This window comes from Dactylosporangium vinaceum, assembly GCF_019904175.1.
In the GTDB taxonomy this organism is placed as follows: domain Bacteria; phylum Actinomycetota; class Actinomycetes; order Mycobacteriales; family Micromonosporaceae; genus Dactylosporangium; species Dactylosporangium vinaceum.
Genome location: NZ_CP061913.1, coordinates 6,230,945 through 6,257,586, shown reverse-complemented (window position 1 = coordinate 6,257,586; position 26,642 = coordinate 6,230,945). Strand labels below are relative to the sequence as shown.

At 72.2% G+C, this 26,642-nt stretch carries 25 protein-coding genes; 19 read left to right on the top strand and 6 right to left on the bottom strand.

Features of this window, described 5'->3' with window-relative positions:
- The first annotated feature begins 4 nt into the window (after positions 1-4).
- The 4 genes from Dvina_RS28095 (at position 5) to Dvina_RS28080 (ending at position 3,504) form a co-directional block, all read left to right on the top strand.
- Positions 5-376, top strand: a complete 372-nt coding sequence (locus Dvina_RS28095) for a VOC family protein (protein ID WP_223092335.1) — start codon at positions 5-7, stop codon at positions 374-376.
- Positions 373-1,365 (top strand): Gfo/Idh/MocA family protein, encoded by a 993-nt coding sequence (locus Dvina_RS28090; protein ID WP_246655369.1) that lies wholly within the window; start codon positions 373-375, stop codon positions 1,363-1,365. Before Dvina_RS28095 ends, Dvina_RS28090 begins: the two co-directional genes overlap by 4 nt.
- A 108-nt stretch (positions 1,366-1,473) precedes the next feature.
- Complete coding sequence (locus tag Dvina_RS28085) at positions 1,474-2,514, top strand: serine hydrolase domain-containing protein (RefSeq protein ID WP_223092334.1); 1,041 nt, start codon at positions 1,474-1,476, stop codon at positions 2,512-2,514.
- 132 nt (positions 2,515-2,646) lie between these two features.
- On the top strand, positions 2,647-3,504 hold the full coding sequence (locus tag Dvina_RS28080; RefSeq protein WP_223092333.1) for a flagellin N-terminal helical domain-containing protein: 858 nt from the start codon (positions 2,647-2,649) through the stop codon (positions 3,502-3,504).
- 61 nt (positions 3,505-3,565) lie between these two features.
- Here Dvina_RS28080 and Dvina_RS28075 read toward each other — a convergent pair whose 3' ends face one another.
- Positions 3,566-4,426, bottom strand: a complete 861-nt coding sequence (locus Dvina_RS28075; protein ID WP_223092332.1) for a DNA-3-methyladenine glycosylase family protein — start codon at positions 4,424-4,426, stop codon at positions 3,566-3,568.
- A gap of 64 nt (positions 4,427-4,490) precedes the next feature.
- On the opposite strand from Dvina_RS28075, the gene Dvina_RS28070 reads away from it, so the two are divergent.
- The 3 genes from Dvina_RS28070 to Dvina_RS28060 are packed head-to-tail and all read left to right on the top strand — an operon-like array spanning position 4,491 to position 6,220.
- A complete protein-coding gene (locus tag Dvina_RS28070; RefSeq protein ID WP_223092331.1) occupies positions 4,491-5,474 on the top strand; it encodes a helix-turn-helix transcriptional regulator in 984 nt (327 codons plus the stop codon).
- Positions 5,475-5,478: 4 nt separating this feature from the next.
- Positions 5,479-5,664 carry a hypothetical protein gene (locus Dvina_RS28065; protein ID WP_223092330.1) on the top strand — a complete coding sequence of 62 codons (186 nt, stop codon included), beginning with the start codon at positions 5,479-5,481 and terminating at the stop codon, positions 5,662-5,664.
- Positions 5,665-5,695: 31 nt separating this feature from the next.
- Complete coding sequence (locus tag Dvina_RS28060; protein WP_223092329.1) at positions 5,696-6,220, top strand: GNAT family N-acetyltransferase; 525 nt, start codon at positions 5,696-5,698, stop codon at positions 6,218-6,220.
- A 108-nt stretch (positions 6,221-6,328) separates the two neighbouring features.
- Here Dvina_RS28060 and Dvina_RS28055 read toward each other — a convergent pair whose 3' ends face one another.
- Entirely contained in the window at positions 6,329-7,084 is a 756-nt protein-coding gene (locus Dvina_RS28055; RefSeq protein WP_246655368.1) for an NAD(P)H-binding protein, read from the bottom strand.
- Between the two features lie 38 nt (positions 7,085-7,122).
- Positions 7,123-7,926: an SAM-dependent methyltransferase gene (locus tag Dvina_RS28050; RefSeq protein WP_223092328.1), complete on the bottom strand. Its 804-nt coding sequence runs from the start codon at positions 7,924-7,926 to the stop codon at positions 7,123-7,125.
- 95 nt (positions 7,927-8,021) lie between these two features.
- Between Dvina_RS28050 and Dvina_RS28045 the strand changes: the two genes are divergently transcribed.
- The gene (locus tag Dvina_RS28045) at positions 8,022-8,798 is read left to right on the top strand and encodes an EcsC family protein (RefSeq protein ID WP_246655367.1); all 777 of its coding nucleotides are present in this window, start codon (positions 8,022-8,024) and stop codon (positions 8,796-8,798) included.
- A gap of 539 nt (positions 8,799-9,337) precedes the next feature.
- Here Dvina_RS28045 and Dvina_RS28040 read toward each other — a convergent pair.
- Entirely contained in the window at positions 9,338-10,249 is a 912-nt protein-coding gene (locus tag Dvina_RS28040) for a hypothetical protein (RefSeq protein ID WP_223092327.1), read from the bottom strand.
- A gap of 124 nt (positions 10,250-10,373) precedes the next feature.
- On the opposite strand from Dvina_RS28040, the gene Dvina_RS28035 reads away from it, so the two are divergent.
- On the top strand, positions 10,374-11,663 hold the full coding sequence (locus tag Dvina_RS28035) for a M20/M25/M40 family metallo-hydrolase (RefSeq protein WP_223092326.1): 1,290 nt from the start codon (positions 10,374-10,376) through the stop codon (positions 11,661-11,663).
- A 51-nt stretch (positions 11,664-11,714) separates the two neighbouring features.
- Here Dvina_RS28035 and Dvina_RS28030 read toward each other — a convergent pair whose 3' ends face one another.
- On the bottom strand, positions 11,715-12,347 hold the full coding sequence (locus tag Dvina_RS28030; protein WP_246656602.1) for an FHA domain-containing protein: 633 nt from the start codon (positions 12,345-12,347) through the stop codon (positions 11,715-11,717).
- Positions 12,348-12,789: 442 nt separating this feature from the next.
- On the opposite strand from Dvina_RS28030, the gene Dvina_RS28025 reads away from it, so the two are divergent.
- The 3 genes from Dvina_RS28025 (at position 12,790) to Dvina_RS28015 (ending at position 15,959) form a co-directional block, all read left to right on the top strand.
- On the top strand, positions 12,790-13,902 hold the full coding sequence (locus Dvina_RS28025) for an LCP family protein (RefSeq protein ID WP_223092324.1): 1,113 nt from the start codon (positions 12,790-12,792) through the stop codon (positions 13,900-13,902).
- 170 nt (positions 13,903-14,072) lie between these two features.
- Positions 14,073-14,663 (top strand): HIT family protein, encoded by a 591-nt coding sequence (locus Dvina_RS28020; protein WP_223092323.1) that lies wholly within the window; start codon positions 14,073-14,075, stop codon positions 14,661-14,663.
- A gap of 294 nt (positions 14,664-14,957) precedes the next feature.
- On the top strand, positions 14,958-15,959 hold the full coding sequence (locus Dvina_RS28015; protein WP_223092322.1) for a LacI family DNA-binding transcriptional regulator: 1,002 nt from the start codon (positions 14,958-14,960) through the stop codon (positions 15,957-15,959).
- Positions 15,960-16,923: 964 nt separating this feature from the next.
- On the opposite strand, the gene Dvina_RS28010 is transcribed toward Dvina_RS28015, so the two are convergent.
- Positions 16,924-17,910: a LacI family DNA-binding transcriptional regulator gene (locus Dvina_RS28010; protein WP_223105757.1), complete on the bottom strand. Its 987-nt coding sequence runs from the start codon at positions 17,908-17,910 to the stop codon at positions 16,924-16,926.
- A 305-nt stretch (positions 17,911-18,215) separates the two neighbouring features.
- Between Dvina_RS28010 and Dvina_RS28005 the strand changes: the two genes are divergently transcribed.
- The 7 genes from Dvina_RS28005 to araA are packed head-to-tail and all read left to right on the top strand — an operon-like array spanning position 18,216 to position 26,529.
- Complete coding sequence (locus Dvina_RS28005) at positions 18,216-19,211, top strand: ABC transporter substrate-binding protein (RefSeq protein ID WP_246655366.1); 996 nt, start codon at positions 18,216-18,218, stop codon at positions 19,209-19,211.
- Positions 19,212-19,235: 24 nt separating this feature from the next.
- Positions 19,236-20,738, top strand: a complete 1,503-nt coding sequence (locus tag Dvina_RS28000; RefSeq protein WP_223092320.1) for a sugar ABC transporter ATP-binding protein — start codon at positions 19,236-19,238, stop codon at positions 20,736-20,738.
- The gene (locus Dvina_RS27995) at positions 20,735-21,760 is read left to right on the top strand and encodes an ABC transporter permease (RefSeq protein ID WP_223092319.1); all 1,026 of its coding nucleotides are present in this window, start codon (positions 20,735-20,737) and stop codon (positions 21,758-21,760) included. The genes Dvina_RS28000 and Dvina_RS27995 overlap by 4 nt, the downstream gene beginning before the upstream one ends.
- A complete protein-coding gene (gene yjfF, locus Dvina_RS27990) occupies positions 21,757-22,761 on the top strand; it encodes a galactofuranose ABC transporter, permease protein YjfF (RefSeq protein WP_223092318.1) in 1,005 nt (334 codons plus the stop codon). Before Dvina_RS27995 ends, yjfF begins: the two co-directional genes overlap by 4 nt.
- Complete coding sequence (gene araB / locus Dvina_RS27985) at positions 22,758-24,371, top strand: ribulokinase (RefSeq protein ID WP_223092317.1); 1,614 nt, start codon at positions 22,758-22,760, stop codon at positions 24,369-24,371. Before yjfF ends, araB begins: the two co-directional genes overlap by 4 nt.
- On the top strand, positions 24,368-25,048 hold the full coding sequence (locus tag Dvina_RS27980) for an L-ribulose-5-phosphate 4-epimerase (protein ID WP_223092316.1): 681 nt from the start codon (positions 24,368-24,370) through the stop codon (positions 25,046-25,048). The genes araB and Dvina_RS27980 overlap by 4 nt, the downstream gene beginning before the upstream one ends.
- Complete coding sequence (gene araA, locus Dvina_RS27975; RefSeq protein ID WP_223092315.1) at positions 25,045-26,529, top strand: L-arabinose isomerase; 1,485 nt, start codon at positions 25,045-25,047, stop codon at positions 26,527-26,529. The genes Dvina_RS27980 and araA overlap by 4 nt, the downstream gene beginning before the upstream one ends.
- Positions 26,530-26,642: the final 113 nt, after the last annotated feature.

The window sequence follows — 26,642 nt, the reverse complement described above, 5'->3', positions numbered from 1 at the left end:
GCCGATGAGGCTGGTGCAGATCGCTCAGCGCGCCGGAGACCTGCAGCGCGCCGCCCGCTGGTACGCCGACCTGCTCGGGGCCGCGCCCGTCGCCACGTTCGACCCGCCCGGTCTGGTCTTCTTCGACCTGGACGGGGTCCGGCTCCTGCTGGAGGGCAACGCGCCCGCGGCGCTGCTGTATCTGGCCGTCGACGACATCGCGGCGACCGTCGAGCGGCTGCGGGCGGCCGGCACCGAGATCACGGCGGAGCCGCACGTCATCTTCACCCACGCCGACGACACGCTCGGCCCGGCGGGCACTGCCGAGTGGCAGGCGTTCGTCCAGGACAGCGAGGGCAACCTCGTCGGGCTCGTGGAACACCGGGTGCCGGCGTGAGCGGGCTGCTGCACATCGGCATCCTCGGGGCGGCGCGGATCGCCCCGGCCGCGCTCGTCGGCCCGGCCCGGTCCGTGCCGACCGTGCAGGTGACGGCCGTGGCGGCCCGCGACCGGGCCAGGGCGGAGCAGTTCGCGGCGAAGCACCGGATCGGGACCGTCCACGCCGGCTACGCCGAGCTGCTCGCCGACCCGCGCATCGACGCCGTCTACAACCCGCTGCCCAACGGCCTGCACGCCGAGTGGACCCTGGCCGCCCTCGCCGCCGGCAAGCACGTGCTGTGCGAGAAGCCGCTGACCGCCAACGCCGACGAGGCCCGCGCGGTGGCCGACGCCGCGGCGAAGACCGGGCTCGTCGTCATGGAGGCGTTCCACTACCGGTACCACCCGCTGATCGCCCGCGCCCTGGAGGTGATCCCGCAGCTGGGGGAGGCGCGGCACGTCGAGACGAGCATGTGCTTCCCGCTGCCGCGCTTCGGCGACATCCGCTACGACCTCGGCCTGGCCGGCGGGGCCATGATGGACGCCGGCTGCTACGCCGTCCACGCGCTGCGCACCCTGGGCCGGGCCGAGCCGGTCGTCACCGCGGCCCGGGCCACCCTGCGCAAGCCCGGCGTCGACCGGCTCATGGTCGCCGAGCACCGCTTCCCGTCCGGCGCGACCGGCCGCACCACCGCGAGCCTCTGGTCCCGCCACGTCCTGGGGCTGACCGCCCGCTACACCGGCAGCGAGGGCTCGCTCAAGATCTTCAACTACCTGGTCCCGAGCGTGTTCCACCGCTTCACGATCACCCGCGGCGGCCGCACGACGCACGAGCGCATCCCGGGTGAGCTGACCTACCTGCACCAGCTGCGCGCGTTCGCGGCCGCGGTCCGCGACGGCGGCCCGAACCTGACGCCGCCCGCCGACTCGGTGGCGAACATGGAGGTCATCGACGCCGTGTACCGGGCCGCCGGGCTCGACCCGCGCGGTGCCGCCACGCGGCCCTGAGCCGGGCGGCGAGGGCGCCGCCGCGGGCCGCCGGGTAGTGCTAGCCATACCCCGACTCGGGAAGGTGGCGGTATCGAAAGTGGCGCGCCCGCGGCGGACCCTTGACGCATGTGGGCACGAGGGGTTGTCGCGGAGCGGGACGTCATCCGGGAGACGCTGCAGGAGGCGCTCGACGACCTGTGCCGGCTCGGCGCGACCGGGGCCCAGGGCCAGGTCTACGCCGGCGGCCGGGACGTGACCGCGACCGCCGGGGTGGGCATGCCCGCGGCGGGACGGTTCCGGATCGGCTGCGCGACGGGTGCGTTCACCGCCGCGGTGGTACTGCTCCTGGCCGACGAGGGCCGCCTGCACCTCGACGACCCGGTCGAGCGCCACGCGCCCGGGCTGCTGCCGGATGCGCGCATCACCGTGCGGCACCTGCTGCAGCACACCAGCGGCCTGGCCGACTACGTCGGCGACCTCGCCGCCGGCTCGCGCCTGGCCCGGCACGAGCCCCGCGACCTGGTGGCGCTCGCCCTGGCCCACGGACCGCGGTCCGCCCCGGGCACCCACTGGGCCTACGCGAACACCAACGCCGTGCTCGCCGGGCTGCTCGTGCGGGCGGTCACCGGGCGCCCGTGGGCCGAGCAGGTCCGCAACCGGATCGTGCGGCCGCTCGGGCTGCGCGACACGTACTTCCCGTACGACCACACCGGCCTGCCGCGCTCCTCGGCCCGGGCCTACCAGCAGCTGGAGCTGGGCGGGCCGCTGTTCGACGTGACCGAGCTCAACCCCACCGCGCTGGACGCGGCCGGCGGCCTGGTGAGCTCGACCGCCGACCTGACCCGCTTCTGGCGGGCCCTGCGCACCGGCGAGCTGCTCAGCCCCGCGGCCCGGGCCGAGTTCGACCGGACCGTGGCCGCCGAGACCTACCAGGACGTGCGGGCCGGGATCGGATACGGGCTGGGTGCGTTCCGGGTGCCGGGCGCCGGCGGCGGCTTCTGGTCGCACCCGGGCGACGTCCCGGGCACGGCGACCTGCAACGGGGTGAGCGCCGACGGGTCGCGCTCGGTCGTGCTGTACCGCACCACGACCCCGGCCGACCAGGCGCTGCGCGGCTGCATGGACGAGCGGGCCCTGCGCCTCGTCGAGGAGGTCCTGGCCGCCTGACGCGCAGACACCCTGTCATCCGATCGGCCAGTTCCGCTGCCCGACCCTCAGGCCGGGGCCGCGGCTGGCGATGGCAGAGGCAACGGCGACCAAGGACGGGCGCCGGCCCTGACCCGATCCAAGGAGGACATCATGGGTCTTCGCATCAACAACAACATCGCCGCGCAGAACGCCTACCGGAACCTGTCGGTCACCGACGGGCAGATGAGCAAGTCGCTGGAGAAGCTGTCCTCCGGCTACCGGATCAACCGGGCGGCCGACGACGCGGCCGGTCTGTCCATCTCCGAGGGTCTGCGCTCGCAGATCGGCGGCCTGAAGGTCGCCGTGCGCAACGCGCAGGACGGCATCTCGGTCGTGCAGACCGCTGAAGGTGCGCTCACCGAGACGCACTCGATCCTGCAGCGCATGCGTGACCTGTCGGTGCAGGCCGCGTCGACCGGTTCGCAGGACTCCGACGCGCGCTCCGCCGCGCAGACCGAGTTCTCGCAGCTCAACTCCGAGCTCGACCGGATCGCCTCGACCACCGCGTTCGGCGGCCAGAAGCTGCTGCAGAGCGGCGCCTCGGCCTACACGGGCACCTTCCAGGTCGGCGCCAACGGCTCGTCGTCCGACCAGATCGCGGTCAACCTCGCCTCGGCGTTCGGCAGCGGCTCGGCGCTGTCGGGCTTCGACTCGACGGGCCTCGGCGTCGGCTCGCTGGACCTGACCAGCTCCGGCACCGCGGCGATCGACGCCATCGACAAGGCCATCAAGGGTGTCTCCACGGCGCGCGCCACCCTCGGTGCCTACCAGAACCGGTTCGAGCACACCATCAACAACCTCAACGTCGCGGTGGAGAACCTGTCCGCGTCCGAGTCCCGGATCCGGGACACGGACATGGCGCAGGAGATGGTGTCCTACACCCGCTCGCAGATCCTGACCCAGGCCGGCACGAGCATGCTGGCCCAGGCCAACCAGGCACCACAGAACGTGTTGTCGCTGCTGCGTTGACGCGGGTGGGTGGCGGCGGGGAACGGACAGCGGCGTCCGTTCCCCGCCGCATTTTTTGTGCCTACGCGCCGACGCGCCGGGCGTTGCGCTCGTCGGCGTGGACGAGGACCGAGCACCACATCCGGTAGGGCCGCCACGGCTCGGCGATGCGGTGCATCTCGGCGTCGGTCGGGTCGGCGTCGAGGCGGTACAGTCGGCGGATTCCGGACCGCGTGAACCCCTCGGCCGGCACGGCGTCGGTGCGCCCGGCGCCGCGCAGGACGATCCCGGTGGCGAAGAAGTCGCCGACGCCCCGCAGCCGCTTCACGTCCGCGATCGCCTCCTCGGCCGGCATCGCCCGCAGCCGGGCCCGGTCCAGGCGCCCCGCGAGCGCCGCGTCGGCGATCCCGTGCAGCCGCACCATCTTCTCGGCGTCAAGGCCCGGCAGCTCGCGCAGCCCGCGCAGCACCGACGGCGCCGGGAACGCGTGCAGGACCTGCCCGCCGACCTCGACCGCCTCGCCGTGCGCCGCGGCGATCCGGGCGCGCAGGGCCCGCTGCTGGGTGATGCGCATGCGGTGGCCGATGACGAACGCGCACGCCGCCTCGTACGGCGAGTGGAACAGCACCGGCCGCAGGTACGCGTTCGCCCGCTGCAGCTCGCCGATGACCGGGTCGCGCTCGCCGACCGCGGCCCAGCCGCCGCCGTCCTCGTCGAGCGACACCGCGGCCAGGGCCTGCTCGAATGCCTCGGGCGGACCGCTGACCTCGCCGGTCACGGTGTCGCCCCGCTGCCGCAGGATGACGCCGGCGGCGCTGTGCCGGCCCTCGACCGGGAACGCCATCGCGATGCTGTGCGGGTCGCCGCCGGCCGGGCGGACCCAGCCGCCGAAGCTCTCGTTCTGCCGCGCCATGTCGTACGGGCCCGTGATCTTCCTCTGCATGCGGTCAGCATGGACGAGGAAACACGACATCTGTTGTCATGTTTTCTCGGGTACTGTCGGCGGCGTGCGCGGTGACCGGCTCCTCTCCCTCGTCCTGCTGCTCCAGGCCCGGCCCGGGGCGGCGGCGCCCCACCTCGCCGAGCGCCTGGGCGTGTCGGTCCGCACGGTGCTGCGCGACGTCGAGGCGCTCAGCGGCGCGGGGATCCCCGTCTACACCGAGCGCGGCCGCAACGGCGGCATCCGGCTGCTCGACACCTACCGGACCGGCCTGGCCCACCTGAGCCGGGCCGAGGGCGCCGGGCTCGCCGTCGGGCAGTCCCGCCTCGCCGGGGACCTGGGGCTGGGCGACGCGCTCGACACCGCGCTGGAGAAGCTGACCGGCGCCGGCGGCGGGGCTTTGCGCGGCGGGCTCGCCGACGGCCGCAGCCACGTGCTCGTCGACGTCGACCCGTGGATGCGCTCGGGTGAGGCCGTCCCGCACCTGCCGGCCATCCACGAGGCGCTCCTGCAGCGTCAGCGGCTGCGCCTGGTGTACCGCGACAGCGAGGGTGCCCGCACGGCCCGGACGGTCGACCCGGCGGGCCTCGTCGCGAAGGCCGGCGTCTGGTATCTCGTCACCGCCGAGCCGGCCCTGCTGCGCGTCGCCCGCATCGAGGACTGCACCGCCCTGCCCGAGCCGGCCGGGCGCCCGCCCGGCTTCGAGCTGGCCGCGGCCTGGGCCGCCCTGCGCTCCGGCGTCGAGGCCCGCCCGCGCGCCCTGCGCGTCACCGCCGAGGTCCACCCGGCGGCGCTCGCCCTGGCCCGCCGGGTCCTCGCCCGGCACTGCAGTGACGACGACAGCGGCGGGGGTACCCGGCTGCGGCTGGCCTTCACCAGCGTCGACCACGCGGTCGGCAGCCTCCTCGGCCTGGGCGCCCGACTGGAGGTCCTCGACCCCGAGCCGGTCCGCGCCGCGCTGCGCGCCGCCGCCCTCGACGTGGCGGCGCTCTACGAATCCTTACAGGACGGGAACGGTCGTTGCGCCGGGGCCGCCGGCGGAGCAAGCTGACCGCATGCGCTGGATCCTCGTCATCGTCGGTGTCCTGGCCCTGCTCGCCGGGGTCGTGTGGACACTGCAGGGCCTCGACGTGCTCGGCGGCAGCGCGATGAGCGGCAACGGCATGTGGGCGGTCATCGGCCCGATCGTCGCCGTCGTGGGCCTGGTCCTGCTCCTGCGCGGGGCCCGCCGCCGCGGCTGATCGCGCGGGTGCCGGCGGTACCATCGGCCCAATGACTTTCCGTATGGCGGACGCGGCCGACGTGCCGGTGCTCGTGGAGCTGGTGCAGTCGGCCTACCGCGGCGACAGCAGCCGGGCCGGGTGGACCACCGAGGCCGACCTCCTCGAAGGCCAGCGGGCCGACCCGGCGATGGTCACGGCCGCGGTCACCGGACCCGGCAGTGTCGTGCTCGTCGCGCTCGACGGCGACGGGGCCGTCGCCGCCTGCTGCCAGCTGGAGCGGCGCGACGGCTACGCGTACTTCGGCATGTTCGCCGTCGACCCGGGCCGCCAGGGCGGCGGTCTCGGCGCGGGGCTGCTCGCGCGGGCCGAGCGGTACGCCCGGGACGAGTGGGGCGCGGGCGAGGTGCGGATGACCGTCATCGTGCAGCGGGCCGAGCTCATCGCCTGGTACGAGCGGCGCGGCTACAAGCGCACCGGCGAGCTGAGCCCGTTCCCGTACGGCGACGAGCGCTTCGGCGTCCCGCTGCGCCCCGACCTCGCCTTCGAGACGCTCGTGAAGCCGATCGGGCCGTGAGCGCCGCCCGGCGCCGCTGTCCGCCGGGGCCGTCGGCATCGACGCGCCGCCCGCTGTGCGCCGCCTCGCCCGCGGGCCGGTCCGCGGAGCGGGTGGGCCCGCCCGAGCTCATCGTCGGGCGGCCCGGAACGCCTCCACCGCACCCGTCGGTGCCCGGCCGAGCAGCAGCTCCAGGTCGCCGGTCTGCCGCTCCAGCCGGCCCGCCGCGGCGAGGCCGTGCAGGTAGCCCATCGGCCCGGCCGGGGTCTGCTCGCGGTGGGCGACGTGCAGGGCCGCCGCGACCGCCGGGAACGTCCACAGTGGACCGGTGAGGTCGTAGGCGCGGCCCTCGTGACCGGCCTCGGCGACCAGGACGGCCGCGGCGGCCGCGGCGAGGTCGGCCCGGGTCGCGGTGTTGAGCCCCCGCCCGCCGGTGCCGCTTGTCAGCTCGTCACCGGCCTGGACGAACGCGTCGGTGTAGAACGGGTTGCGCAGGATCGTGTGCGGCCGCTCCCGCAGCGCCGCCTCGGTGTCGTGGTGCGCGCCCGCGTCCCGGTCCGCGCCCAGGAAGCTCGTGTACACCAGCAGCCGCACGTCCGCGGCCGCGGCGATCACGGCGCGGTGCTGCCGGGCCCGCGTGCCGTCGTCGAGCACCGGCGACGAGATCAGCAGCAGCCGCTCGACGCCCGTGAAGTCGAGGGTCTCCGGCCGGTCGTAGTCGCCGCGCCGGACGCCGACACCCCGCTCGGCCAGGTCCGCGACGGTGGCCGGGTCCCGGACCACGGCGAGGACCCGGGCGGCCGGGACGTGTGCGAGGAGACGGTCGACGACCAGGCGGCCGAGCGCACCGGAGGCGCCGGTGACGGCAAGCAGATGATCAGGCACCCGCCCAGATTCACATGCGCGTCAACGGCTTTATCCGCTCACGGCTTGCGGGCCACCGCACCGAGCACCGACCGCTGCTCGTGCTCGGCGGGCTCGGCCGGGTCCGGGTGCCAGCCGGTGACCGGCACGATGCCCGGCTCGACCAGCTCCAGCCCGTCGAGCATCGCCGCGACCTGCCCGGCGTCGCGGGTGCGCACCGACGTCGGCGTCCGGTCGTAGAGCCGCGTCACCTGCTCGTGCTGCGAGCCGAGGTCGTCGACGGCGGTGAAGTGCGACAGCGCGACGAAGCTCCCCGGCGCGCAGGCCGCGCTCAGCGTGCGCACCAGGCGCGCCGGGTCGTCCTCGTCGGTGATGAAGTGCAGCACGGCGACGAGCAGGACCGCCACCGGCTGGTCGAAGTCGATGAGCGCCCGGACCCGCTCGTCGGCCAGGATGCCCTCGACCCGGCGCAGGTCACCGCCGATCGCCGTCGCGTTGCGGTTGCCGGCCAGGATCGCCCGCCCGTGCGAGACGGCGACGTCGTCGACGTCGACGTACACCACTGTCGCCGCCGGGTCGATCGCCTGCACGACCTCGTGCACGTTGCCCCGGGTCGGGATCCCGGAGCCGATGTCCAGGAACTGCCGGATGCCCTGCCCGGCCAGCCACCGCACCGCCCGCCCCAGGAACGCCCGGTTGGTGTGCGCGACCTGCAGGATGCCGGGCCAGGCCGCGATCAGCTGCTCGGCGAACTCGCGGTCGACGGCGAAGTTGTGGTAGCCGCCCAGCCCGTAGTCGTACACCCGGGCCGCATTGGGAACTGTGACATCGACGCCGTCCGGCGCCCACTCCGGCAGGCTCACGGGTGCGACTGTACCCGGCGATGGAAATATGACGGTCTTGTGGCGATCGGGTTCCTGACTCCGCCGGACGGCCCGGGATCATTACCGTGGACGGCGTGACCGAGCCAGCCGAGACCGCCGTCCCCGCCGACGCCCCCCGCGTTGAGGGCCCGCCACCCGGGCTGTGGGCGAAGATGAAGGCGGACCCGGAGTACGCCCCGGAGCACCTCGCCCTGGAAGCCGTCACCCGCCTGGGCCCGAAGATGGCCGCCGAACTGGAGAAGCTGAAAAGCCAGAACCCCGGCGCCCCCGCCGACGCCCTCGCGAACATGATCGTCTACCGCTACGTGAACCAGTCGCGGCTCTCCGGCGCCGTCGGCGGTGCCGTCCCGGTCGCCGGCGCCCTGCTCGACGTCGGCGTCCTGGCCTGGACGCAGGCCCGGATGGTCCTGATGCTCGCCGCCGCCTACGGTGCCGACCCCGCCCACCCGGACCGGGCCGTCGACCTGCTGGTGCTGCAGGGCATCCACAAGTACACCCAGACCGCCCGCACCGCGCTGGCCGTCGCCCGGGGCCGCGAGCGCTTCGACGCCCTCCTGCCCGACGAGCGCCCCGAGGTCCGCAAGGTCCTCATGCGCCTGGGCCTGAAGCTGGCCCAGATGGCCGGCGTCCGCGCGGTGAAGAAGATGGCCGCGAAGGTCATCCCGGGCCTGGCCATCATCCTGGGCGGCGTCACCAACGGCAACGCGACCCGAGCCCTGGGCGGCCGCGCCATCACCCTGTACCGCCGCCCGTTCATGCCCGCGACCCCGCCGCACGGCTACCACGTGCCCCACCAACTCCCACCGGCCCCGCCGCACCAGGCACCACTGCAGCTGCCGCCGGCGCGCTAGGCCCGACCGCGGCTTGTCTCTCGCCACCAGCGGCAGTCGCCGGGTGGAGTCGAAACCGAATCGATCGGCCACGGCCCCGGGCCGGTCGCGCGGCGGGCGGACCACGAAGGTGCACCTGGCGAGTGAGCAGGGCCGCAAGGCATTGTCGCTGGTGCTGACCGCCGGGCCCGGGTCCGGGCCGGCCGTGGCAACCGGACCTGTCTACGTCGTCTCGGGACCCGTGCGACGAATCCGATGAAGGCGGACCACGCGGCGAACCGGCGCAAGCCGGGGTCGAAGGGCGGCCGTCCACCGGCACCAGCCGGCTCAAACGCAACCGCGGCGGGGCCGCCCGCTTCGCCGCAATCAACGAACGGCTCTAACCAGACGTACCAGACACGCCTTGAGCTCTCGGGGCCGGTCCGAGGCCGATACGTCGGGCGCTGGCGCGCCTCGACATATCGGACTTATACCCCGGCCGGGTATTCGCCCGTTTCGACGGCCGGGTGGCGCCGTTTACACAGCTCACGAGGCTGTCAAAGCCGTGGCCACGGTACGGGTCAGGCGGTGCGCGCGGGTCGGGGGCTGGCCGGGCGCTGCTGGCCGTTACCGCCGTTGCCCTGCCGCATGAGCGCGATGTCGGTGATCTCGGTGGCCGTGGCGGTGCCGCCGGAGACGGTGCCGACGATCGTCACCGCGTCGCCGCTCTTCACGTCGGCGATCGTGGCGCCGCCGGCGACCCGGGTGCTGCCGTTGACGGCGAACGTGGTGGCGTGCCCGTCGTCGCTCGTGGCCGTGATCGACGCCGCACTGACCGCGGTGACCGTGCCGGCCTGGAGCCGCTCGGTCACGTACTGCCCGTCGCCGCCCTTCACCACGAAGTCCCCGTGCAGCGCCCCGCCGAGGACCGCCCCGCCGCGCCCGAACCCCGGTCCGAACCCGCCCGGCCCGCCCTGGGCACCCTGCCCGCCGGGGACGTTCGGCCCGCCGCCCTGTTGCTGGCCGTTCTGCGCGCCCGGCCCGCCGCCGCGACCGCCCGGGAACGCCGGCCCGCCACCGGGCCCACCGGCCCGCGGCGCCGAGCTGCTGTCACTCGCCGCCTGCGCCACCGCCACCCCGCCGCCGATCACGATGACCGCCGACACCGCAGCGACGATGCCCAGCTTCACCCGCGACGACCGCTTCGCCGCCCCGTCGACGGGCGCCCCATCCCCGCTGCCGGCCGGGGCGTACGGCGCCTCGGCCGCCCACACCGGCGGCGCCTGCGGCCCGGGCCCTCCGGCGACCGGCTGCGGCGTGCCGCTGTCGAAGCCCGCGCCGTCCGCGCCGCCCGCAAGCGGCCGGGCGGCGGCCTCGGAGTCCGCCGGGGCCGCGGGGTGGGCCGCAGCGGCGTCGGGCGGTGCGGCGGCCGTGGGCGTCGCCGGGGTGAGGCGGTCGGCGGGCGCTTGCGGGTCATCGTGGGCGGAGCTCATCGCGCGTACTCCTCAGCAGCGGTTCGGGCGTGTCCACGACGACCGTGCCCGGGTCAGCTGTGGCGGCAATCCTGTGAAGCTGCCAAGTCGCTGTGAGTCATCGGCCGGCCATTACGGTGATTCGATGAGTGAAGTGGTCGAGCTCGCGCAGCAGCTGATCCGGTACGACACCACGAACGCCGGCGACGACGGCACGGACGGCGACGAGCGGGCCGCGGCGGAGTTCGTGGCCGAGCGGCTCGCCGACGCCGGGCTCCAGCCGGTGTACCTGGAGTCGGCGCCCCGGCGCGGCAACGTGGTCGTGCGGCTGCCGGGCGCCGACCCCTCCCGCGGCGCGCTGCTCGTCCACAGCCACCTCGACGTCGTGCCCGCCGACGCGTCCGGATGGTCGGTCCCGCCGTTCGCCGGTGAGATCCGCGACGGGTACCTCTGGGGCCGCGGCGCCATCGACATGAAGCACATGGTCGCCATGTCGGTGGCCGCGGCCCGCCGCTGCCGGCGGGAAGGCATCGTGCCGCCGCGCGAGGTCGTGTTCGCGTTCCTGGCCGACGAGGAGGCCGGCGGCACCAGGGGCGCCGGCTGGCTGATCGACCACCACCGCGACCTCTTCGACGGCGTGACGGAGGCGGTCGGCGAGGTGGGCGGGTTCTCCTACACGGTCCGCGACGACGTCCGCGCCTATCTGGTCGAGACGGCCGAGAAGGGCTCCATGTGGCTGCGCCTGAAGGTCCACGGCACGCCGGGCCACGGCTCCATGCTCCACACCGACAACCCGGTCGCGAAGCTGACCACCGCGCTGGCCCGTCTGGAGCAGCATCGATTCCCGCTGGTACTGCACCCCGCCGTCGAGGACTTCCTCACCGGCATCGCCGAGCTGACCGGCACCCCCTTCGACCCCGCCGACCCCGAGGCCGCGGTGGCCCGGCTGGGCTCGCTGTCCCGCCTGATCGGCGCGGCGCTGCGCGACACCGCCAACACGACGATCCTCACGGCGGGCCACAAGGCGAACGTGGTGCCGTCGACCGCCGAGGCGACCGTCGACGGCCGCATGCTCCCCGGCCGCGAACGAGCCTTCGAACGCGAACTGGCCGAGATCCTGGGCCCGGACGTCGAGCTGGTCCACGACCAGCTCCCGCCGGTCGCGACGAGCTTCGACGGCCACCTGGTGGACGCCATGGCCGGCGCCGTCGAAGCCGAGGACCCGGGCGCCCGCCTGCTGCCGTACATGCTCTCCGCCGGCACCGACGCGAAGCACTTCCAGCGCCTGGGCATCCGCCACTTCGGCTTCACCCCGCTGCGCCTCCCGCCGGACCTGGACTTCACCGCACTGTTCCACGGCCGCGACGAGCGCGTCCCCCTGGCCGCGCTCGAGTTCGGCGAGCGGGTCCTGACCCGTCTCCTGCGCACCTGCTGAGGATCCAGCCGCCGGGCCGGCTCGCCGGGCCGGGCGCCGGCGGGGGAGGGGTCAGACCCGGAACGACAGGCGGGTGCTGCCGATGAGGATCTCGTCGCCCGGGTGGAGGATGACCGTGTCGATGCGGCGGCCGTTGACGACCGAGCCGTTCGCGGAGCCCAGGTCGGTCAGCAGGGCCCGGTGGCCGTCGTAGTCGACGCGGGCGTGCTGGCGGGAGGCGCCCACGTCGGCCAGGCGCAGGGACGCCTGCTCGCCCCGGCCGATGATCGTGGCGCCCTCGGCCAGGGGGTAGTTCTGGCCGTCCTCGGTGACCAGGCGGACGCCGTGGCCCTCGCCGGGGGTGACCTCGCCGCCCGTGTAGACCTGAGCCGAGACGCGGAACAGGCCCGTCGCCAGGTCGTCACCGCGGGTGATCTCGACGACGATGTCGCCGTAGACGGCCCAGCCCTGCTCGCCCACGTACTCGGCCTGGGACTGGGCCAGCTCCTGGGCCAGGGCGGCGGCGAAGGGGGCCAGGCGGGAGTGGTCGGCGGGCGCCAGCGCGATGAGGTACCGGTTCGGCACCAGGACCCGGCCGCCCGTCATGTGGGACTGGTTGGCCTGGGCCTCGCCCTGCATGGCGTTGAGGATCTCGACGGGGTGGACCACGCCCTTGAAGACCTTGGCGAAGGTGCCCTCGACCATTCCTTCCAGCCGCTTCTCGAACCGCTGCAGCGCGCCCACTCGTCCCCCTCACCCGCATGCCCCAACGCCCTATCCGGCAAGCAACTGTGTATCACGCCTGTGATAGCCCCGCAGTCGCGACCTTGACGCACCGCCGCGGGCATGACCCACGTCACGCCGCCCTCCGGCCGGGCCCGCACCGGGCGGTGGACCGGGCCCCCGAACCGCCTGCTCACCGGCGCGGGCCCGGCGCCGCCGCAGGCGGGTCATGGCGACATGCCGAAAAACGACACCGGATCGGCCGGACTGCAACCATCCGCTGTCCCGTATCCGTCTTCAGGGACGAAACACGGACGCACACTTCGGGGGGATATTGTGGCCCGCCGGGGAACAGATGGTGCCGGGGAGTGGTATGGCGAAGAAGCGTGGGAAGAAAGACCCGTTGTGGGCGCGGTTGTCCCTCGTGGGAGGGGCGTTACTGCTGCTCGTCAGCGGAGGCTCGCTCGTCGGTGGCAATCTGTTGCTGAACCATTACAGCGACCAGATCACCCACGAGGGCGGCCTCGGTGACGCGGCGGCGACCGGCGCGACCATCGACGGGCCGATCAACCTGCTCCTCGTCGGTATCGACGAGCGCGTCAACAAGGAGGAGATGGGCGCCCGGGCCGACTCGATCATCGTCGCCCACGTGCCGGCCTCCCACGACGCGCTCTACCTGATGTCGATCCCGCGGGACACCCGGGTCGGCATCCCGGCGAGCAAGAGCACCGGCTACAACGGCGGCACCGACAAGATCAACGCGGCCTTCCAGTTCGGCTACCAGAACGGCGGCGGCCGCGACAGCGGGCTCAAGCTGCTCGCCGAGACGGTCAGCGGCCTGGCCGGCGGCTCGCTGAAGTTCAACGGCGCCGCCATCGTCAACTTCGACGGGTTCAGCGGCCTGGTCAACGCCCTCGACGGCGTCGACATGTGCGTCGACGAGAAGGTCACGTCGATCCACACCGGCTGGAACACCAAGACCAACGTCGAGGGCGTGCCCTACAACTTCAACGCCGACGGCATCCCCACGAGCCTCAAGCCCAACATGCGCCCCATGGTCTACGAGGTCGGCTGCCGCCACTTCGCGGCCTGGGAGGCCCTCGACTACGTGCGCCAGCGCGACAAGCTGGCCAACAATGACGGCGACTACGGCCGTCAGCGCCACCAGCAGCAGTTCATCAAGGCGATGGCCAAGAAGGCGACGAGCGCCGGCGTGATCTCCAACCCGATCAAGGTCAACGACGTACTCGGGCAGGTCGGCAAAGCGGTGTCGTTCTACAACAACAACGTCTCCCTGGCCGACTGGATCTTCACGCTCAAGGGCGTCAACCCCGAGCAGATGATCACGCTGCGCACCAACAACGGCCAGTTCTCGACCGAGGTGATCAACGGCCAGTCGTTCGAGGTCCTCGACCAGACGGCCAAGGACCTGCTCAAGGCGTACAGCAACGACGCCGTCGGCCCGTTCATCGCCAGCCACCCGGAGATGATCGCCAACGACGCGGCCACCCCGGCCACGGCGCCGTCCACGAAGTAACCGCACGACCGCAGAGCCCTCGCCCGGCACCGGGCGGGGGCTCTCCCATACCCCCGAGTCCGACCCGCACGGGACGGCCATAGCCCCGGTCCGCAGCGACGCACCGGGCGGCGGCACCCCGACCCGTCCAGGGGCAACGCCGGGTCCCGCCCGGTGGCATGATCGGCGGCATGGCCGATCGATTCCTCGCCCACCTGCCCATCGGCGAGCCGCCCACCCCGTTCGCGGGCGGCATCGCCGGCTGGGAGATCTTCCCGTTCACCGGCGACCTGCAGATCAAAACCCTTGAGCCTGCGGTGGTACCGGAGCCGCCGCGCAACGGCGAGCAGAGCACCGACGACTGCTTCGTCTGCCGCGACCCCCACGGCCCGGCCGTGTGGTCCGACGACCGGTGGATCCTGCGGCACACGGGCGGCCCGACCGCCATCCCGGCCGTGGTCCTGCTGAGCCCGCGCGGCCACCACGACTTCGACGACCTGCCCGCGGACCTCGGCGCCGAACTGTTCCCGCTGATGCAGCGCGTCGAACGGGCGATCCTGGCCGTCGGCGGCGTGGCCCGGGTCCACATCGCGAAGATCGGCGACGGCGCCCGGCACCTGCACTGGTGGTTCATGGGGCGCCCCGAGGGCCTGCTGCAGCTGCGCGGGTCCTGCCTGGACCTGTGGGACGACATCCTGCCGAAGCAGCCGGAGGACCAGTGGCGGGCGGTCCTGCGTGAGATCGCCGAAACCCTGGCCGCGGACGGCGGCACCGTGCACTGAAGTCCGCGGCCGGCGCGGGGTCGTGCAGCACTCGCTGCCGACGCGCCGGCCCCAGTCACCGCCCGCGCCGCCGCTGAAGCCCGAACATTTCGCCGTGTCGATCCGCGCAAGTTGATGTTGCATTGCGTCGCCTTAAGTTGAGTCGCGTTGGAAGCTGTTCCCGCAGATCAGCCGAACGGTCAAACCCGTGACCGGCACCACGTCCCGCGCATGGCGCGGGCATATCGTGGCAGCGCTAACATCTGCTGCGGGGGAGGGACTTTGCGCGCAACCAGCCACAACCGTGCCGCCGTCATGAACGACGTCGCGCGGCTCGCGGGCGTCTCACATCAGACGGTGTCGCGCGTCCTCAACGACCATCCCAGCGTCAGCCCCGCCACCCGCGAACGCGTCCTCGAGGCCGTCCGCCAACTCAACTACCGCCCCAACGCGATGGCCCGCGGACTCGCCGGCCGCCGCTCCCGGGTCGTCGGCGTCGTCTCCTTCGACACCATCCTCTACGGCCCCGCCTCCACCCTCCTGGGCGTCGAGCGCGCCGCCCGCGCCGCCGGCTACGGCGTCAGCATCGTGACCCTCGAACGCGTCGACCACACCGGCATGGTCTCCGCCCTCAGCGCCCTCGCCGACCAGTCGGTCGCCGGCGTCGTCGTCATCGCCCCCCAGACCGCCGCCGCGGCCGCCCTGCACAACATGCCCCTCGGCATGGCCGCGGTCGCCGTCGAGTCCGACGTCGGCGGCGAGGTCCCCGCCATCTCCGTCGACCAGGTCACCGGCGCCCGGCTTGCCGTACAACACCTGCTGTCCCTGGGCCACCGCAAGGTCTGGCACCTCTCCGGCCCGCGCGACTGGCTGGAGACCCACGGCCGCATCGACGGCTGGCGCCTCACCCTGGAAGAGGCCGGCCTGCCCGCCCCGCCCCTGATGACCGGCGACTGGAGCGCCCGGTCCGGCTACGCCGCCGGCCTGGAACTGGCCACCCGCGACGACGTGACAGCGGTCTTCGCCGGCAACGACCAGATGGCACTGGGCATGATGCGCGCCTTCCACGAGCGCGGCATCCGCGTCCCCGACGACGTGAGCATCGTAGGCTTCGACGACATCCCCGAGGCCGAGTTCCTGTCCCCGCCGCTGACCACGATCCGCCAGGACTTCGACGAGGTGGGCCGCCGCTGCATCGCCGCCCTGCTCCGCGTCATCGAAGCCGACCTACGCGAGGGCCCGGACCGCCCAGCCCCGAACCCGCGCGTCCAGCCGGCCCTGATCCCCCGAGCAAGCACCGCCCCACCACGTGCGTAGATGACGGGGAGTGGCGGGATCTGACGGCGGGTGAGCGACTCGGAGATCGATTAGGTCGCATGGGTTACGGTGAAGAAAAGCGGAGCGCCACCGACTCCGGGGGTCCTCCCACTCGCCACAACCCGACCACACCAACGCGACCGCCTTTGCTTCGTCCGCCTCTGCTTCGTCCCGCCCTCGCCTTGCCTCGCCCGCCCCCGAACACGCCCGTCCGCGCGCCAACCGCGTGAAACTTGCACGATCAAGGCCCAGAAATCACGCCACGTCCCGCTGGGCGCGCCCGCCCTGCGCGCGACGGGGGCCGGCCGGTCATCTGCGCCGAGGTGTCCGGGAAGGCTCGCAGCGGTAGGACGGCGGCGCATGATTCTCGGCGCGTCGTTCATCCGCGTGCTTCGACGCCGACGCCGACGCCGACGCCGGAGAACGGAGCCGGTGACGGACTTGCTTCGCCGACGGCGGGCAGGCGATCCGGGAGCCGGGTCGTCGGCGTCCCGTGAGACCGGGCGGTCGCCAGCGCTGGCGATGACGGTGGGCTTAGGGAATTTAAGGGCGTGGATCGCCGCGGCTGGTTGCTGGGGCGCGATGCGGCTGGCCGTGCCGTTGCGCGGGCTCGCCCGGTCGGCTTCGCGCAGCCCGCCTTGGCGCTGTCCCGATGACGTTGATTCCGCTGCCCCGATGACGGTGTTTCCACTGTCGTCGCCGGCTGTCATTGCGGCTGCTCTCGTGCGCTGCTTGCGGCCGCCCGCCTCGCCGCCCGCCCTGTGCCGCGCTGCGGTCCGCGGGTGATCGCGCGGCGCGGCTGGGGGAGGGCAAGGCGGGTCGCTCAGGTATTTTGTGCCGATTTGCGCGTTTTGTGCGGCGTCGGCGTCGGGGTGGCTTGAGCTGAGCGGCGGTTCGGTGGGTGTTGCGGGGTGGCGAGCCTGGCGGTGGCTGGGGATTGCGGTGGCTGGGGATTGAGGGCGGGTCAGGGGGCGGCGTTGGCTGAGGCTCGCACGACCAGGTGGGGGGAGAGGTGGATCGGGGACGGTTTCGGGAACGGTTCGCCGGTCAGCTGGGCTACCAAAAGGTCGACGCTGCGGCGGCCCAGTTCGGCGAAGTCCTGGTGGATGGTGGTCAGGGGCGGCAGGAAGAAGCCGGACTCCGGGGTGTCGTCGAAGCCGACCACGCTCACCCGGCCCGGGACCGGGCGGCCGGCCTCGTGGAAGGCGCGCAGGACGCCCAGCGCGATGTGGTCGTTGCCGCAGAAGACCGCTGTGACGCGGGTGTCGGCGGCCAGGTGCTGGCCGCGTAGGTAGCCCGACCTCGCGCTCCAGTCGCCCGGTTCGATCGGGGGGACCGGGGCGCCGGCCGAGTGCAGGGTCTGGCGCCAGCCGTCGATGCGGTCGCGGGCCTCCGGCCAGTCGGCGGGGCCGGGCACGTGGTGGACCGTCTCGTGGCCCAGTTCGAGCAGGTGGCTCGTGGCCATGCAGGCGCCGCGCACGTTGTCGACGCGCAGCATCGGGACGTAGCCGTCGTCGGCGCCGCCCACGCCCACGGCGGGGGTGCCGTTCGGGACCTGGGTCAGGGCGTCGGCCACGGAGTTCTTCGGGGCTATCGCGATGATGCCCTCCACGGCCTGGGCGCAGAGCTGCTCGACGGCGTCGAGGACGGCGTGGCGCTCCAGGGAGCGGACGGTGGCGATGCTGACGTAGTAGCCGGCCTCGCGGGCGGCCTTCTCGATGCCGTAGATCATCGAGGCCGGGCCGGCCAGGGTGGTCTCGAAGCCGATCAGGCCGATAGTCCGGGAACGGGATGTGACGAGCGTGCGGGCGGCCAGGTTGCGGCGGTAGTTGAGGACCCGCACGGCGTCCAGGACGCGCTCGCGGGTGGATGCGCTCACGTTCGGCAGGTCGTTGAGGACCCGCGAGACGGTCTGGTGGGACACGCCGGCCAGCCGGGCCACGTCGCGCATGCCGACCTTGCGCAGCGGCGGGCCGACGGCGTCGAGGCCGGGGGCGGTGCCGGTGTGCGCGACCGGGCCCGGTCGCCCGCGGTCCGGCCCGATGACTGCTGCAGCCACGGAGTGTCTCCTTCCGGCAACATCTCGGTCGCCGCTACTTGACGCCCGGGATGAGAACGCTAACACTCTCGAAATACAACCGCGACGGCCAATGCAATCAGGCCTCATGCGGCATCAGGCCACCGCCCGACACCCCAGGCGTGTGGCCATGGGCTTATCAATGTGAACGTTCACGCTATCTCGAAGGGACAGACGCAGTGCTGAAGAGATGGTCCGCTGCTGTGCTCGGCAGCGTGCTCCTGGTCTCCACGCTCAGTGCGTGCGGCGGGGAGAACGCCAGCGACTCCTCGTCACCGGGGGCCGCCAAGGGCGATGGCAAGATCACTATGGGCTTTGCGCAGGTCGGCGCCGAGAGTGGTTGGCGCACTGCGAACACCAAGTCGATCCAGGACGCCGCGACGGCCGCCGGCATCGATCTGAAGTTCTCCGACGCGCAGCAGAAGCAGGAGAACCAGATCAAGGCCATCCGCAGCTACATCGCGCAGAAGGTCGACGTCATCGCGTTCTCGCCGGTCGTGGAGTCCGGCTGGGACACGGTGCTCAAGGAGGCCAAGGACGCGAAGATCCCGGTCATCCTGACCGACCGCGCCGTGGACTCGAAGGACACGACGCTGTACAAGACCTTCCTCGGCTCGGACTTCGTGGTCGAGGGCAAGAAGGCCGGCGACTGGCTGGTCAAGGAGTACCAGGGCAAGACCGACCCGGTGAACATCGTGGAGCTGCAGGGCACGACGGGCTCCGCGCCGGCCAACGACCGCAAGTCGGGCTTCGCCGACGCGATCAAGGCCGCGCCCAACATGAAGATCATCGCGTCGCAGACCGGTGACTTCACCCGGGCGAAGGGCAAGGAGGTCATGGAGGCCTTCCTGAAGGCCAACCCGAAGATCGACGTGCTCTACGCGCACAACGACGACATGGCCCTGGGTGCGATCGAGGCGATCGAGGCGGCCGGCAAGAAGCCGGGCACCGACATCAAGATCATCTCTGTCGACGCGGTCAAGGACGGCATGACCGCCCTGGCTGCCGGGAAGATCAACCACATCGTCGAGTGCAGCCCGCTGCTCGGCCCTCAGCTCATGGACCTGGCCAAGAAGGTCGTCAAGGGCGAGACGGTGGAGCCGCGGATCCTCACCGTGGAGACCGAGTTCACGCCCGAGCAGGCCAAGGCCGCCCTCCCCGACCGCAAGTACTAAAGAGTTCGAGAGCCTGACCCAACCATGCTGACCATGACCGGCATCACCAAGCAGTTCCCGGGTGTCATGGCCCTGCAGGACGTGGACTTCCGCCTGTTGCCAGGCGAGGTCCACGCCCTCATGGGCGAGAACGGCGCCGGGAAGTCAACCTTGATCAAGGTGCTCACGGGTGTCTACAGCAACGACGCGGGCGAGATCGTCCTCGACGGCGCCCCGGTGAGCTTTACCGGGCCGCTGCAAGCCACCCAGGCCGGCATCAGCACGGTGTATCAGGAGGTCAACCTCTGTCCCAACCTCTCGGTCGCCGAGAACGTCTTCATCGGCCGGGAGCCGCGCACCTTCGGCCACATCCGCTGGGGCACCATGCGCAAGCGGGCCGCCGAGCTGCTGCACCGCCTCGAGCTCGACCTCGACGTCTCCGCGCCGCTGGCCGAATACTCGATCGCGGTGCAGCAGATGGTCGCCATCGCCCGGGCCATCGACGTCGACGCCAAGGTCCTCGTCCTCGACGAGCCGACCTCCAGCCTCGACGCCGGCGAGGTGGCCCAGCTGTTCCGGGTCATGCGCCAGCTCAAGAGCCAGGGCATGGCGATCCTGTTCGTCTCGCACTTCCTCGACCAGGTCTACGAGATCTGCGACCGGATGACGATCCTGCGCAACGGCCGGCTGGTCGGCGAGCACCTCGTCGCCGACCTGCCGCAGCTCGAGCTGGTCAGCCTGATGATCGGCAAGGAGCTGGCGATCCTCGAGCGGCTCGAGGACCAGCCGAAGCGGCGCCTCGACAACGCCGACACCGTGGTCGAGGCGAACGACCTGGGCCGCACCGGCTCCATCGCCCCGTTCAACCTCGCCATCCACAAGGGCGAGGTCGTCGGGCTGGCGGGGCTGCTGGGCTCCGGACGTACCGAAGCCGCGCGGCTGTTCTTCGGCGCCGACAAAGCCGACAGCGGGACCATCGCGGTCGACGGCAAACCGGTCGCCATGCCCGGCCCGCGCGCCGCGATGCAGCACGACATCGCGTTCTGCTCGGAGAACCGGCGCACCGAGGGCCTGATCGAGGAGCTGTCGGTGCGCGAGAACATCGTGCTCGCCCTCCAGGCGGCCCGGGGCTGGTCCCGGCCGCTGTCCAAGCAGCGCAAGGACGAGCTCGTCGCCAAGTACATCAAGGCGCTGGACATCCGCCCGGCCAACCCGGACCTGCCCGTGCGCAACCTCTCCGGCGGCAACCAGCAGAAGGTGCTCCTGGCCCGCTGGCTGATCACCGAGCCGCGGCTGCTCATCCTCGACGAGCCCACCCGCGGCATCGACGTCGGCGCCAAGGCCGAGATCCAGCGGCTGGTCACCGAGCTCTCCGACGGGGGCATGGCGGTGCTGTTCATCTCCGCCGAGCTCGAGGAGGTGCTCCGGCTCAGCCACAAGATCGCCGTCCTGCGCGACCGGCGGGTGGTGGCCGAGCTGCCGAACACCGACGATGTGAACACCGACCGGCTCATGGCGGCCATCGCCGAAGGGGGTGGTACCGCGTGAAGCGCTTCACCTGGCCGATCGCCGTGCTCGTCGTCCTGCTCATCACCAACCTGATCCACACGCACACGTTCCTCAACATCGAGGTCCGCGACGGCCACCTGTACGGCAGCATCATCGACATCCTGCGGTCCTCGGCGCCCCTGGCGCTCGTCGCGCTCGGCATGACGCTCGTCATCGCCACCGGCGGCATCGACCTGTCAGTCGGTGCCGTCGTCGCCATCGCCGGGGCCATCGCCTGCCTGCGCATCAGCGACCTCGGCGACCAGGGCAGCGTGCCCGGGGTGCTCGCCGCCGTCGGCATCGCGATCGCCCTGGCTCTGGTGCTCGGCGTGTGGAACGGCTTCCTCGTCGCCACCATCGGCATCCAGCCGATCATCGCGACGCTGATCCTCATGGTCGCCGGGCGCGGCCTGGCCCAGCTCATCACCGACGGGCAGATCATCACGGTGAACTCGGGGCCGTACAAGATGATCGGGGCCGGCTACTGGCTCTCCCTGCCGCTGAGCGTGCTCATCGCGGCCGCGGTCATCGTCCTGGCCGTGGTGCTCGTGCGCCGCTCCGCGCTCGGCATGCTCCTGGAGGCGGTCGGCGGCAACGCCGAGGCGTCCCGGCTGGCCGGCATCAAGGCCCGGTGGCTCATCCTCGGCGTGTACGTCTTCGCCGCGGTCTGCTCCGCCGTCGCCGGACTCATGATCAGCTCGAACGTGTCGAGCGCCGACGGCAACAACGCCGGCCTGCTGATCGAGCTCGACGCCATCCTCGCGGTCGTCATCGGCGGCACCTCGCTGTCCGGCGGGCGCTTCTCGATCGCGGGCACGGTGCTCGGCGCCGTCATCATCAAGACGCTCGACATCACGATCTACACGGTCGGAGTACCCCCGGAAGTCACGTTGCTCTTCAAAGCGATAGTCGTCATCGTCCTGTGCCTCGCCCAGTCGCCGAAGTTCCGGGCGATGTTCCAGCGCCGCCGGCCGATCCCGGTCGCGGCGCGGGCCGACGAGAAGGTGCAGGTCGGCGCATGACCACAGTGGACACCCCGACCCGCTCGGCCGGCCGGATCGCGGCGAACTGGCTGCGCAAGCCGGTGCTCGCCACCGGGGTCCTGCTGCTCATCATGTACAGCGTCGGCGTGGTGCGGTACAAGGGCTTCGACGACACCCAGGTCGTGCTGAACATCTTCATCGACAACGCGTTCCTGCTCGTCGTCGCGGTCGGCATGACGTTCGTGATCCTCACCGGCGGCATCGACCTGTCGGTCGGTGCGGTCGTCGCCCTGACCACGATGATCACGGCGACGCTGTTGGAGAAGGGCATCAACCCCGCTCTGGTGGTACTGGTAGCACTCGCGGTTGGCGGGATCATCGGCCTCGGGATGGGGGCGATCATCCACTTCTTCGACATCCAACCGTTCATCGCGACCCTGGCCGGGATGTTCCTCGCCCGCGGCACCTGCTACGTGATCAGCACCGACTCGATCCCGATCACCAACGAGACCTGGAACACCATCGCCTCGGACAAGATCCGGTTCGGCGGGTTCCACATCGGCTGGAGCGTCGTCATCTCCGGCGTCGTGGTCATCGCCGCCGCGTACGTCCTCGCCTACACCCGCCTGGGCCGCAACATCTACGCCCTCGGCGGCAACCAGCAGTCGGCGATGCTCATGGGCCTGCCCGTGGGGCGCACGAAGATCGCCGTGTACACCATCAGCGGCCTGTGCTCCGCCCTGGGCGGCATCCTGCTGACGTTCTACACCCCGTCCGGCTACGGCCTCAACGCGCTGGGCATGGAGCTCGACGCGATCGCGGCCGTCGTCATCGGCGGCACGGTGCTGACCGGCGGCTCCGGGTTCGTGCTCGGCACCGTCCTCGGCGTCGGGGTCCTCGGCCTCATCCAGAGCCTCATCACGTTCCAGGGCACCCTCAGCTCCTGGTGGACCAAGATCTTCATCGGCACGCTGCTGTTCGTCTTCATCGTGCTGCAGCGGACGGTGACCAGGAAAAAGACCGCGCGGAGAACTCCATGACGCAATACACAGTCGGCGTCGACTTCGGCACCCTGTCCGGGCGGGCCGTCGTCGTGCGGACCGCCGACGGGGCCGAGGTCGCCACGGCCGTCCACGAGTACCGGCACGGTGCCGTCGAGCGCACCCTGCCGGCCACCGGGGACCCACTGCCGCCCCACTGGGCACTGCAGATCCCGTCGGACTGGGTCGACGTGCTGCGCACCGCGGTCCCGCAGGCCGTCGCCGCGGCCGGCATCGACCCGGCCGAGGTCGTCGGCATCGCCACCGACTTCACCGCCTGCACGTTCCTGCCGGTCCTCGCCGATGGCACGCCGCTGTCCGACGTGCTGCCGCAGGAGAAGCACGCGTACCCGAAGCTGTGGAAGCACCACGCGGCCCAGGGCCAGGCCGACCGGATCAACGCCCTCGCCCACGAGCGGGGCGAGCCGTGGATCAGCAGGTACGGCGGGAAGCTCTCCTCGGAGTGGCAGCTGGCCAAGGCGCTGCAGGTCCTCGAGGAGGCGCCCGACATCTACGCGCGGGCCGAGCGGTTCATCGAGGCCACCGACTGGATCGTCTGGCAGCTGTGCGGCGTCGAGACGCGGATGATCGGCCTGGCCGGCTACAAGGGCGTCTACCAGGACGGCGCGTACCCGTCGAAGGCGTTCCTGGAGGCGCTGCACCCCGGCTTCGGCGACTGGGTGTCCAAGGTGGACGGGCCCCTCGCGCCGCTGGGCGGCCGGGCCGGGTCGCTCACCGAGGAGGCGGCCGGATGGACCGGGCTGCCGGCCGGGATCGCGGTCGCCGTCGGCAACGTCGACGCCCACGTCACCGCCCCGGCCGCGAAGGCCGTCGAGCCCGGCCAGCTCGTCGCCATCATGGGCACGTCGACCTGCCACGTGATGAGCGGCGCCGACCTGGCCGACGTGCCTGGGATGTGCGGCGTCGTCCAGGACGGGATCATCCCCGGCCTGTGGGGCTACGAGGCCGGCCAGTCCGGCGTCGGCGACATCTTCGGCTGGTACGTCGAGACGCTGCTGTCCGGCGGGCTCACCCACGACGAGCTCACCGAGCGGGCCGCCGCCCAGAAGCCGGGCCAGCACGGCCTGGTCACCCTCGACTGGCACAACGGCAACCGCTCGGTCCTGGTCGACCACGGCCTGTCGGGCGTCATCGTCGGGCAGACCCTGCACACGCGGCCCGAGGACGTGTACCGCGCGCTCGTCGAGGCGACCGCGTTCGGTACCCGCACGATCATCGAGGCCCTCACGTCGTCGGGCGTCCCGGTCACCGAGTTCATCGCCGCCGGCGGGCTGCTCAAGAACCGCTTCCTGATGCAGGTGTACGCCGACGTGCTCCGGCGGCCCATCTCGGTCATCGGCTCCGAGCAGGGCCCGGCGCTCGGCTCGGCCATGCACGCGGCGGTCGCGGCCGGGGTCTACCCGGACATCCGGGCGGCCGCCGAGGCGATGGGCAAGGTCTCGCGCGATGTCTACGTCCCGGACGCCGCGGCCGCGGACGTCTACGACCGGCTGTATGCGGAGTATCAGACGTTGCACGACTACTTCGGCCGCGGCGCCAACGACGTGCTGCACCGCCTGCGCGCCCTGCGCGAGGAGGTCTCCCGATGAGCTCGATCGCGGCACTGCGGGCGGAGGTCTGCGCCCTGCACTCGGAGCTCATCCGGTGGGGCCTCGTCACCTGGACCTCCGGGAACGTCTCGGCCCGGGTGCCCGGCGAGGACCTGCTGATCATCAAGCCGTCCGGGGTCAGCTACGACGACCTGACCCCGGCCGACATGGTGATCTGCGACCTCGAGGGCAAGCTCGTCGAGGGCGAGCACGCGCCGTCGTCGGACACCGAGGCCCACGCCTACGTGTACCGGCACATGCCCGAGGTCGGCGGGGTCGTGCACACGCACAGCCCGTACGCGACCGCCTGGGCCGCCCGCGGCGAGCCGATCCCGTGCTCCATCACCGCGATGGGCGACGAGTTCGGCGGCGACATCCCGATCGGGCCGTTCGCGCTCATCGGCTCCGACGCCATCGGCCGCGGCATCGTCGAGACGCTGCAGGGGCACCGCTCGCCCGCGGTACTGATGGCGCAGCACGGGCCGTTCACGATCGGCAAGAACGCCAGGGCCGCCGTCAAGGCGGCCGTCATGTGCGAGGACGTGGCCCGCACCATGCACTTCGCCCGCCAGCTCGGCCCCGTGCAGCGGCTGCCCGCCGAGGCCGTCGACTCGCTGTACGACCGCTACCAGAACGTATACGGGCAGCAGCCCACCAGTAAGAAGGGCGCACGATGACGACGCACGAGATTTGGTTCCTCACCGGCAGCCAGGGGCTCTACGGACCGGAGACCCTGGAGCAGGTGGCGTCGCAGTCGCGTCAGATCGCCGCGGCCCTCGACGAGTCGCCGGCCGTCGGCCCCCGGGTCGTGTGGAAGCCGGTCCTGACCTCGGCCGGCGACATCCTCAAGGTGTGCCTGGAGGCGAACGCCGACCCGGACGTCGTCGGCGTCGTCGCCTGGATGCACACGTTCTCCCCGGCGAAGATGTGGATCGCCGGCCTCGACGCGCTGCGCACCCCGCTGCTGCACCTGCACACCCAGTCCAACGTCGCGCTGCCCTGGGCCGACATCGACATGGACTTCATGAACCTCAACCAGGCCGCGCACGGCGACCGGGAGTTCGGCTACATCCAGTCCCGCCTCGGCGTGGCCCGCAAGACCGTCGCCGGGCACGTCACCGACCCGCGGGTGGCGCAGCGGATCGGGGCCTGGGCCCGGGCCGCCGCCGGATACGCCGAGATGCGCTCCCTGAAGCTGGTCCGCTTCGGCGACAACATGCGCGACGTGGCCGTGACCGAGGGCGACAAGGTCGAGGCGCAGCTGCGCTTCGGCGTCTCGGTGAACACCTACGGCGTCAACGACCTCGTCGAGGCCGTCGACGCGGCCGCGGACGCCGACGTCGACAAGCTCGTCAAGGAGTACGCCGACACCTACCGCGTCTCCTCGGCGCTGCTCGGTGAGCGCTCGGAGGCGCTGCGGTACGCGGCCCGGATCGAGCTCGGCCTGCGCGGGTTCCTCGACGCGGGCGGGTACAAGGCGTTCACGACCAACTTCGAGGACCTCGGCGGCCTGCGGCAGCTGCCGGGCCTGGCCGTCCAGCGGCTCATGGCCGACGGCTACGGCTTCGGCGGCGAGGGCGACTGGAAGACCTCCGTGCTCGTGCGCACCCTCAAGGCCATGGTGCCCGGGGGCGGCACGTCGTTCATGGAGGACTACACGTACGACCTCACCCCCGGCAACGAGGTCATCCTCGGCGCCCACATGCTCGAGGTATGCCCGTCGATTGCCGCCGACACCCCGTCGTGCGAGATCCACCCGCTCGGCATCGGCGGCCGCGAGGACCCGGTGCGCCTCGTGTTCGACGCCGCCCCCGGCCCCGCGGTCGTGCTGGGCCTGGCCGACCTGGGGGAGCGCTTCCGGCTCGTCGCCAACGAGATCGAGGTCGTACCCCCCTCCGCGCCACTGCCCAAGCTGCCCGTCGCCCGCGCGGTGTGGAAGCCGGCCCCCGACCTCGCCACGTCCGCGGAGTCGTGGCTCACGGCCGGCGGCCCGCACCACACGGTCCTGTCCTCGGCGGTGGGCGTGGAGGAGCTGCACGACCTGGCCGAGATGGTGGGCACGGAGCTGCTGGTCATCGACGCGGACACGACGCCGCGGCAGTTCGCGAAGGAGGTCCGCTGGAACGCGGCCTACTACCGCCTGGCCCGCGGCTTCTGACGGTTACCTGCTTGAGCGCGAAGGGGCCGGCGCTGTCCGGCCCCTTCGCCATATCCGCATCCACGCGCCACATGGGCTTGACCCGTTTTGACGGACAGGGTCGATGTGGTGGT

What these genes read in the sequence shown, in the direction of transcription:
- Dvina_RS28030 (WP_246656602.1), bottom strand. Translation starts at nt 12,347, where the DNA reads ATGGTCGAGGGCACCTTCGCCAAGGTCTTCAAGGGCGTGGTCCACCCC.
- Dvina_RS28060 (WP_223092329.1), top strand. Translation starts at nt 5,696, where the DNA reads ATGACTTTCCGTATGGCGGACGCGGCCGACGTGCCGGTGCTCGTGGAG.
- yjfF (WP_223092318.1), top strand. Translation starts at nt 21,757, where the DNA reads ATGACCACAGTGGACACCCCGACCCGCTCGGCCGGCCGGATCGCGGCG.
- Dvina_RS28035 (WP_223092326.1), top strand. Translation starts at nt 10,374, where the DNA reads ATGAGTGAAGTGGTCGAGCTCGCGCAGCAGCTGATCCGGTACGACACC.
- Dvina_RS28000 (WP_223092320.1), top strand. Translation starts at nt 19,236, where the DNA reads ATGCTGACCATGACCGGCATCACCAAGCAGTTCCCGGGTGTCATGGCC.
- Dvina_RS28085 (WP_223092334.1), top strand. Translation starts at nt 1,474, where the DNA reads ATGTGGGCACGAGGGGTTGTCGCGGAGCGGGACGTCATCCGGGAGACG.
- Dvina_RS28080 (WP_223092333.1), top strand. Translation starts at nt 2,647, where the DNA reads ATGGGTCTTCGCATCAACAACAACATCGCCGCGCAGAACGCCTACCGG.
- Dvina_RS28075 (WP_223092332.1), bottom strand. Translation starts at nt 4,426, where the DNA reads ATGCAGAGGAAGATCACGGGCCCGTACGACATGGCGCGGCAGAACGAG.
- araA (WP_223092315.1), top strand. Translation starts at nt 25,045, where the DNA reads ATGACGACGCACGAGATTTGGTTCCTCACCGGCAGCCAGGGGCTCTAC.
- Dvina_RS28040 (WP_223092327.1), bottom strand. Translation starts at nt 10,249, where the DNA reads ATGAGCTCCGCCCACGATGACCCGCAAGCGCCCGCCGACCGCCTCACC.
- Dvina_RS28015 (WP_223092322.1), top strand. Translation starts at nt 14,958, where the DNA reads ATGAACGACGTCGCGCGGCTCGCGGGCGTCTCACATCAGACGGTGTCG.
- araB (WP_223092317.1), top strand. Translation starts at nt 22,758, where the DNA reads ATGACGCAATACACAGTCGGCGTCGACTTCGGCACCCTGTCCGGGCGG.
- Dvina_RS28020 (WP_223092323.1), top strand. Translation starts at nt 14,073, where the DNA reads ATGGCCGATCGATTCCTCGCCCACCTGCCCATCGGCGAGCCGCCCACC.
- Dvina_RS28010 (WP_223105757.1), bottom strand. Translation starts at nt 17,910, where the DNA reads ATGCGCGACGTGGCCCGGCTGGCCGGCGTGTCCCACCAGACCGTCTCG.
- Dvina_RS27980 (WP_223092316.1), top strand. Translation starts at nt 24,368, where the DNA reads ATGAGCTCGATCGCGGCACTGCGGGCGGAGGTCTGCGCCCTGCACTCG.
- Dvina_RS28065 (WP_223092330.1), top strand. Translation starts at nt 5,479, where the DNA reads ATGCGCTGGATCCTCGTCATCGTCGGTGTCCTGGCCCTGCTCGCCGGG.
- Dvina_RS28095 (WP_223092335.1), top strand. Translation starts at nt 5, where the DNA reads ATGAGGCTGGTGCAGATCGCTCAGCGCGCCGGAGACCTGCAGCGCGCC.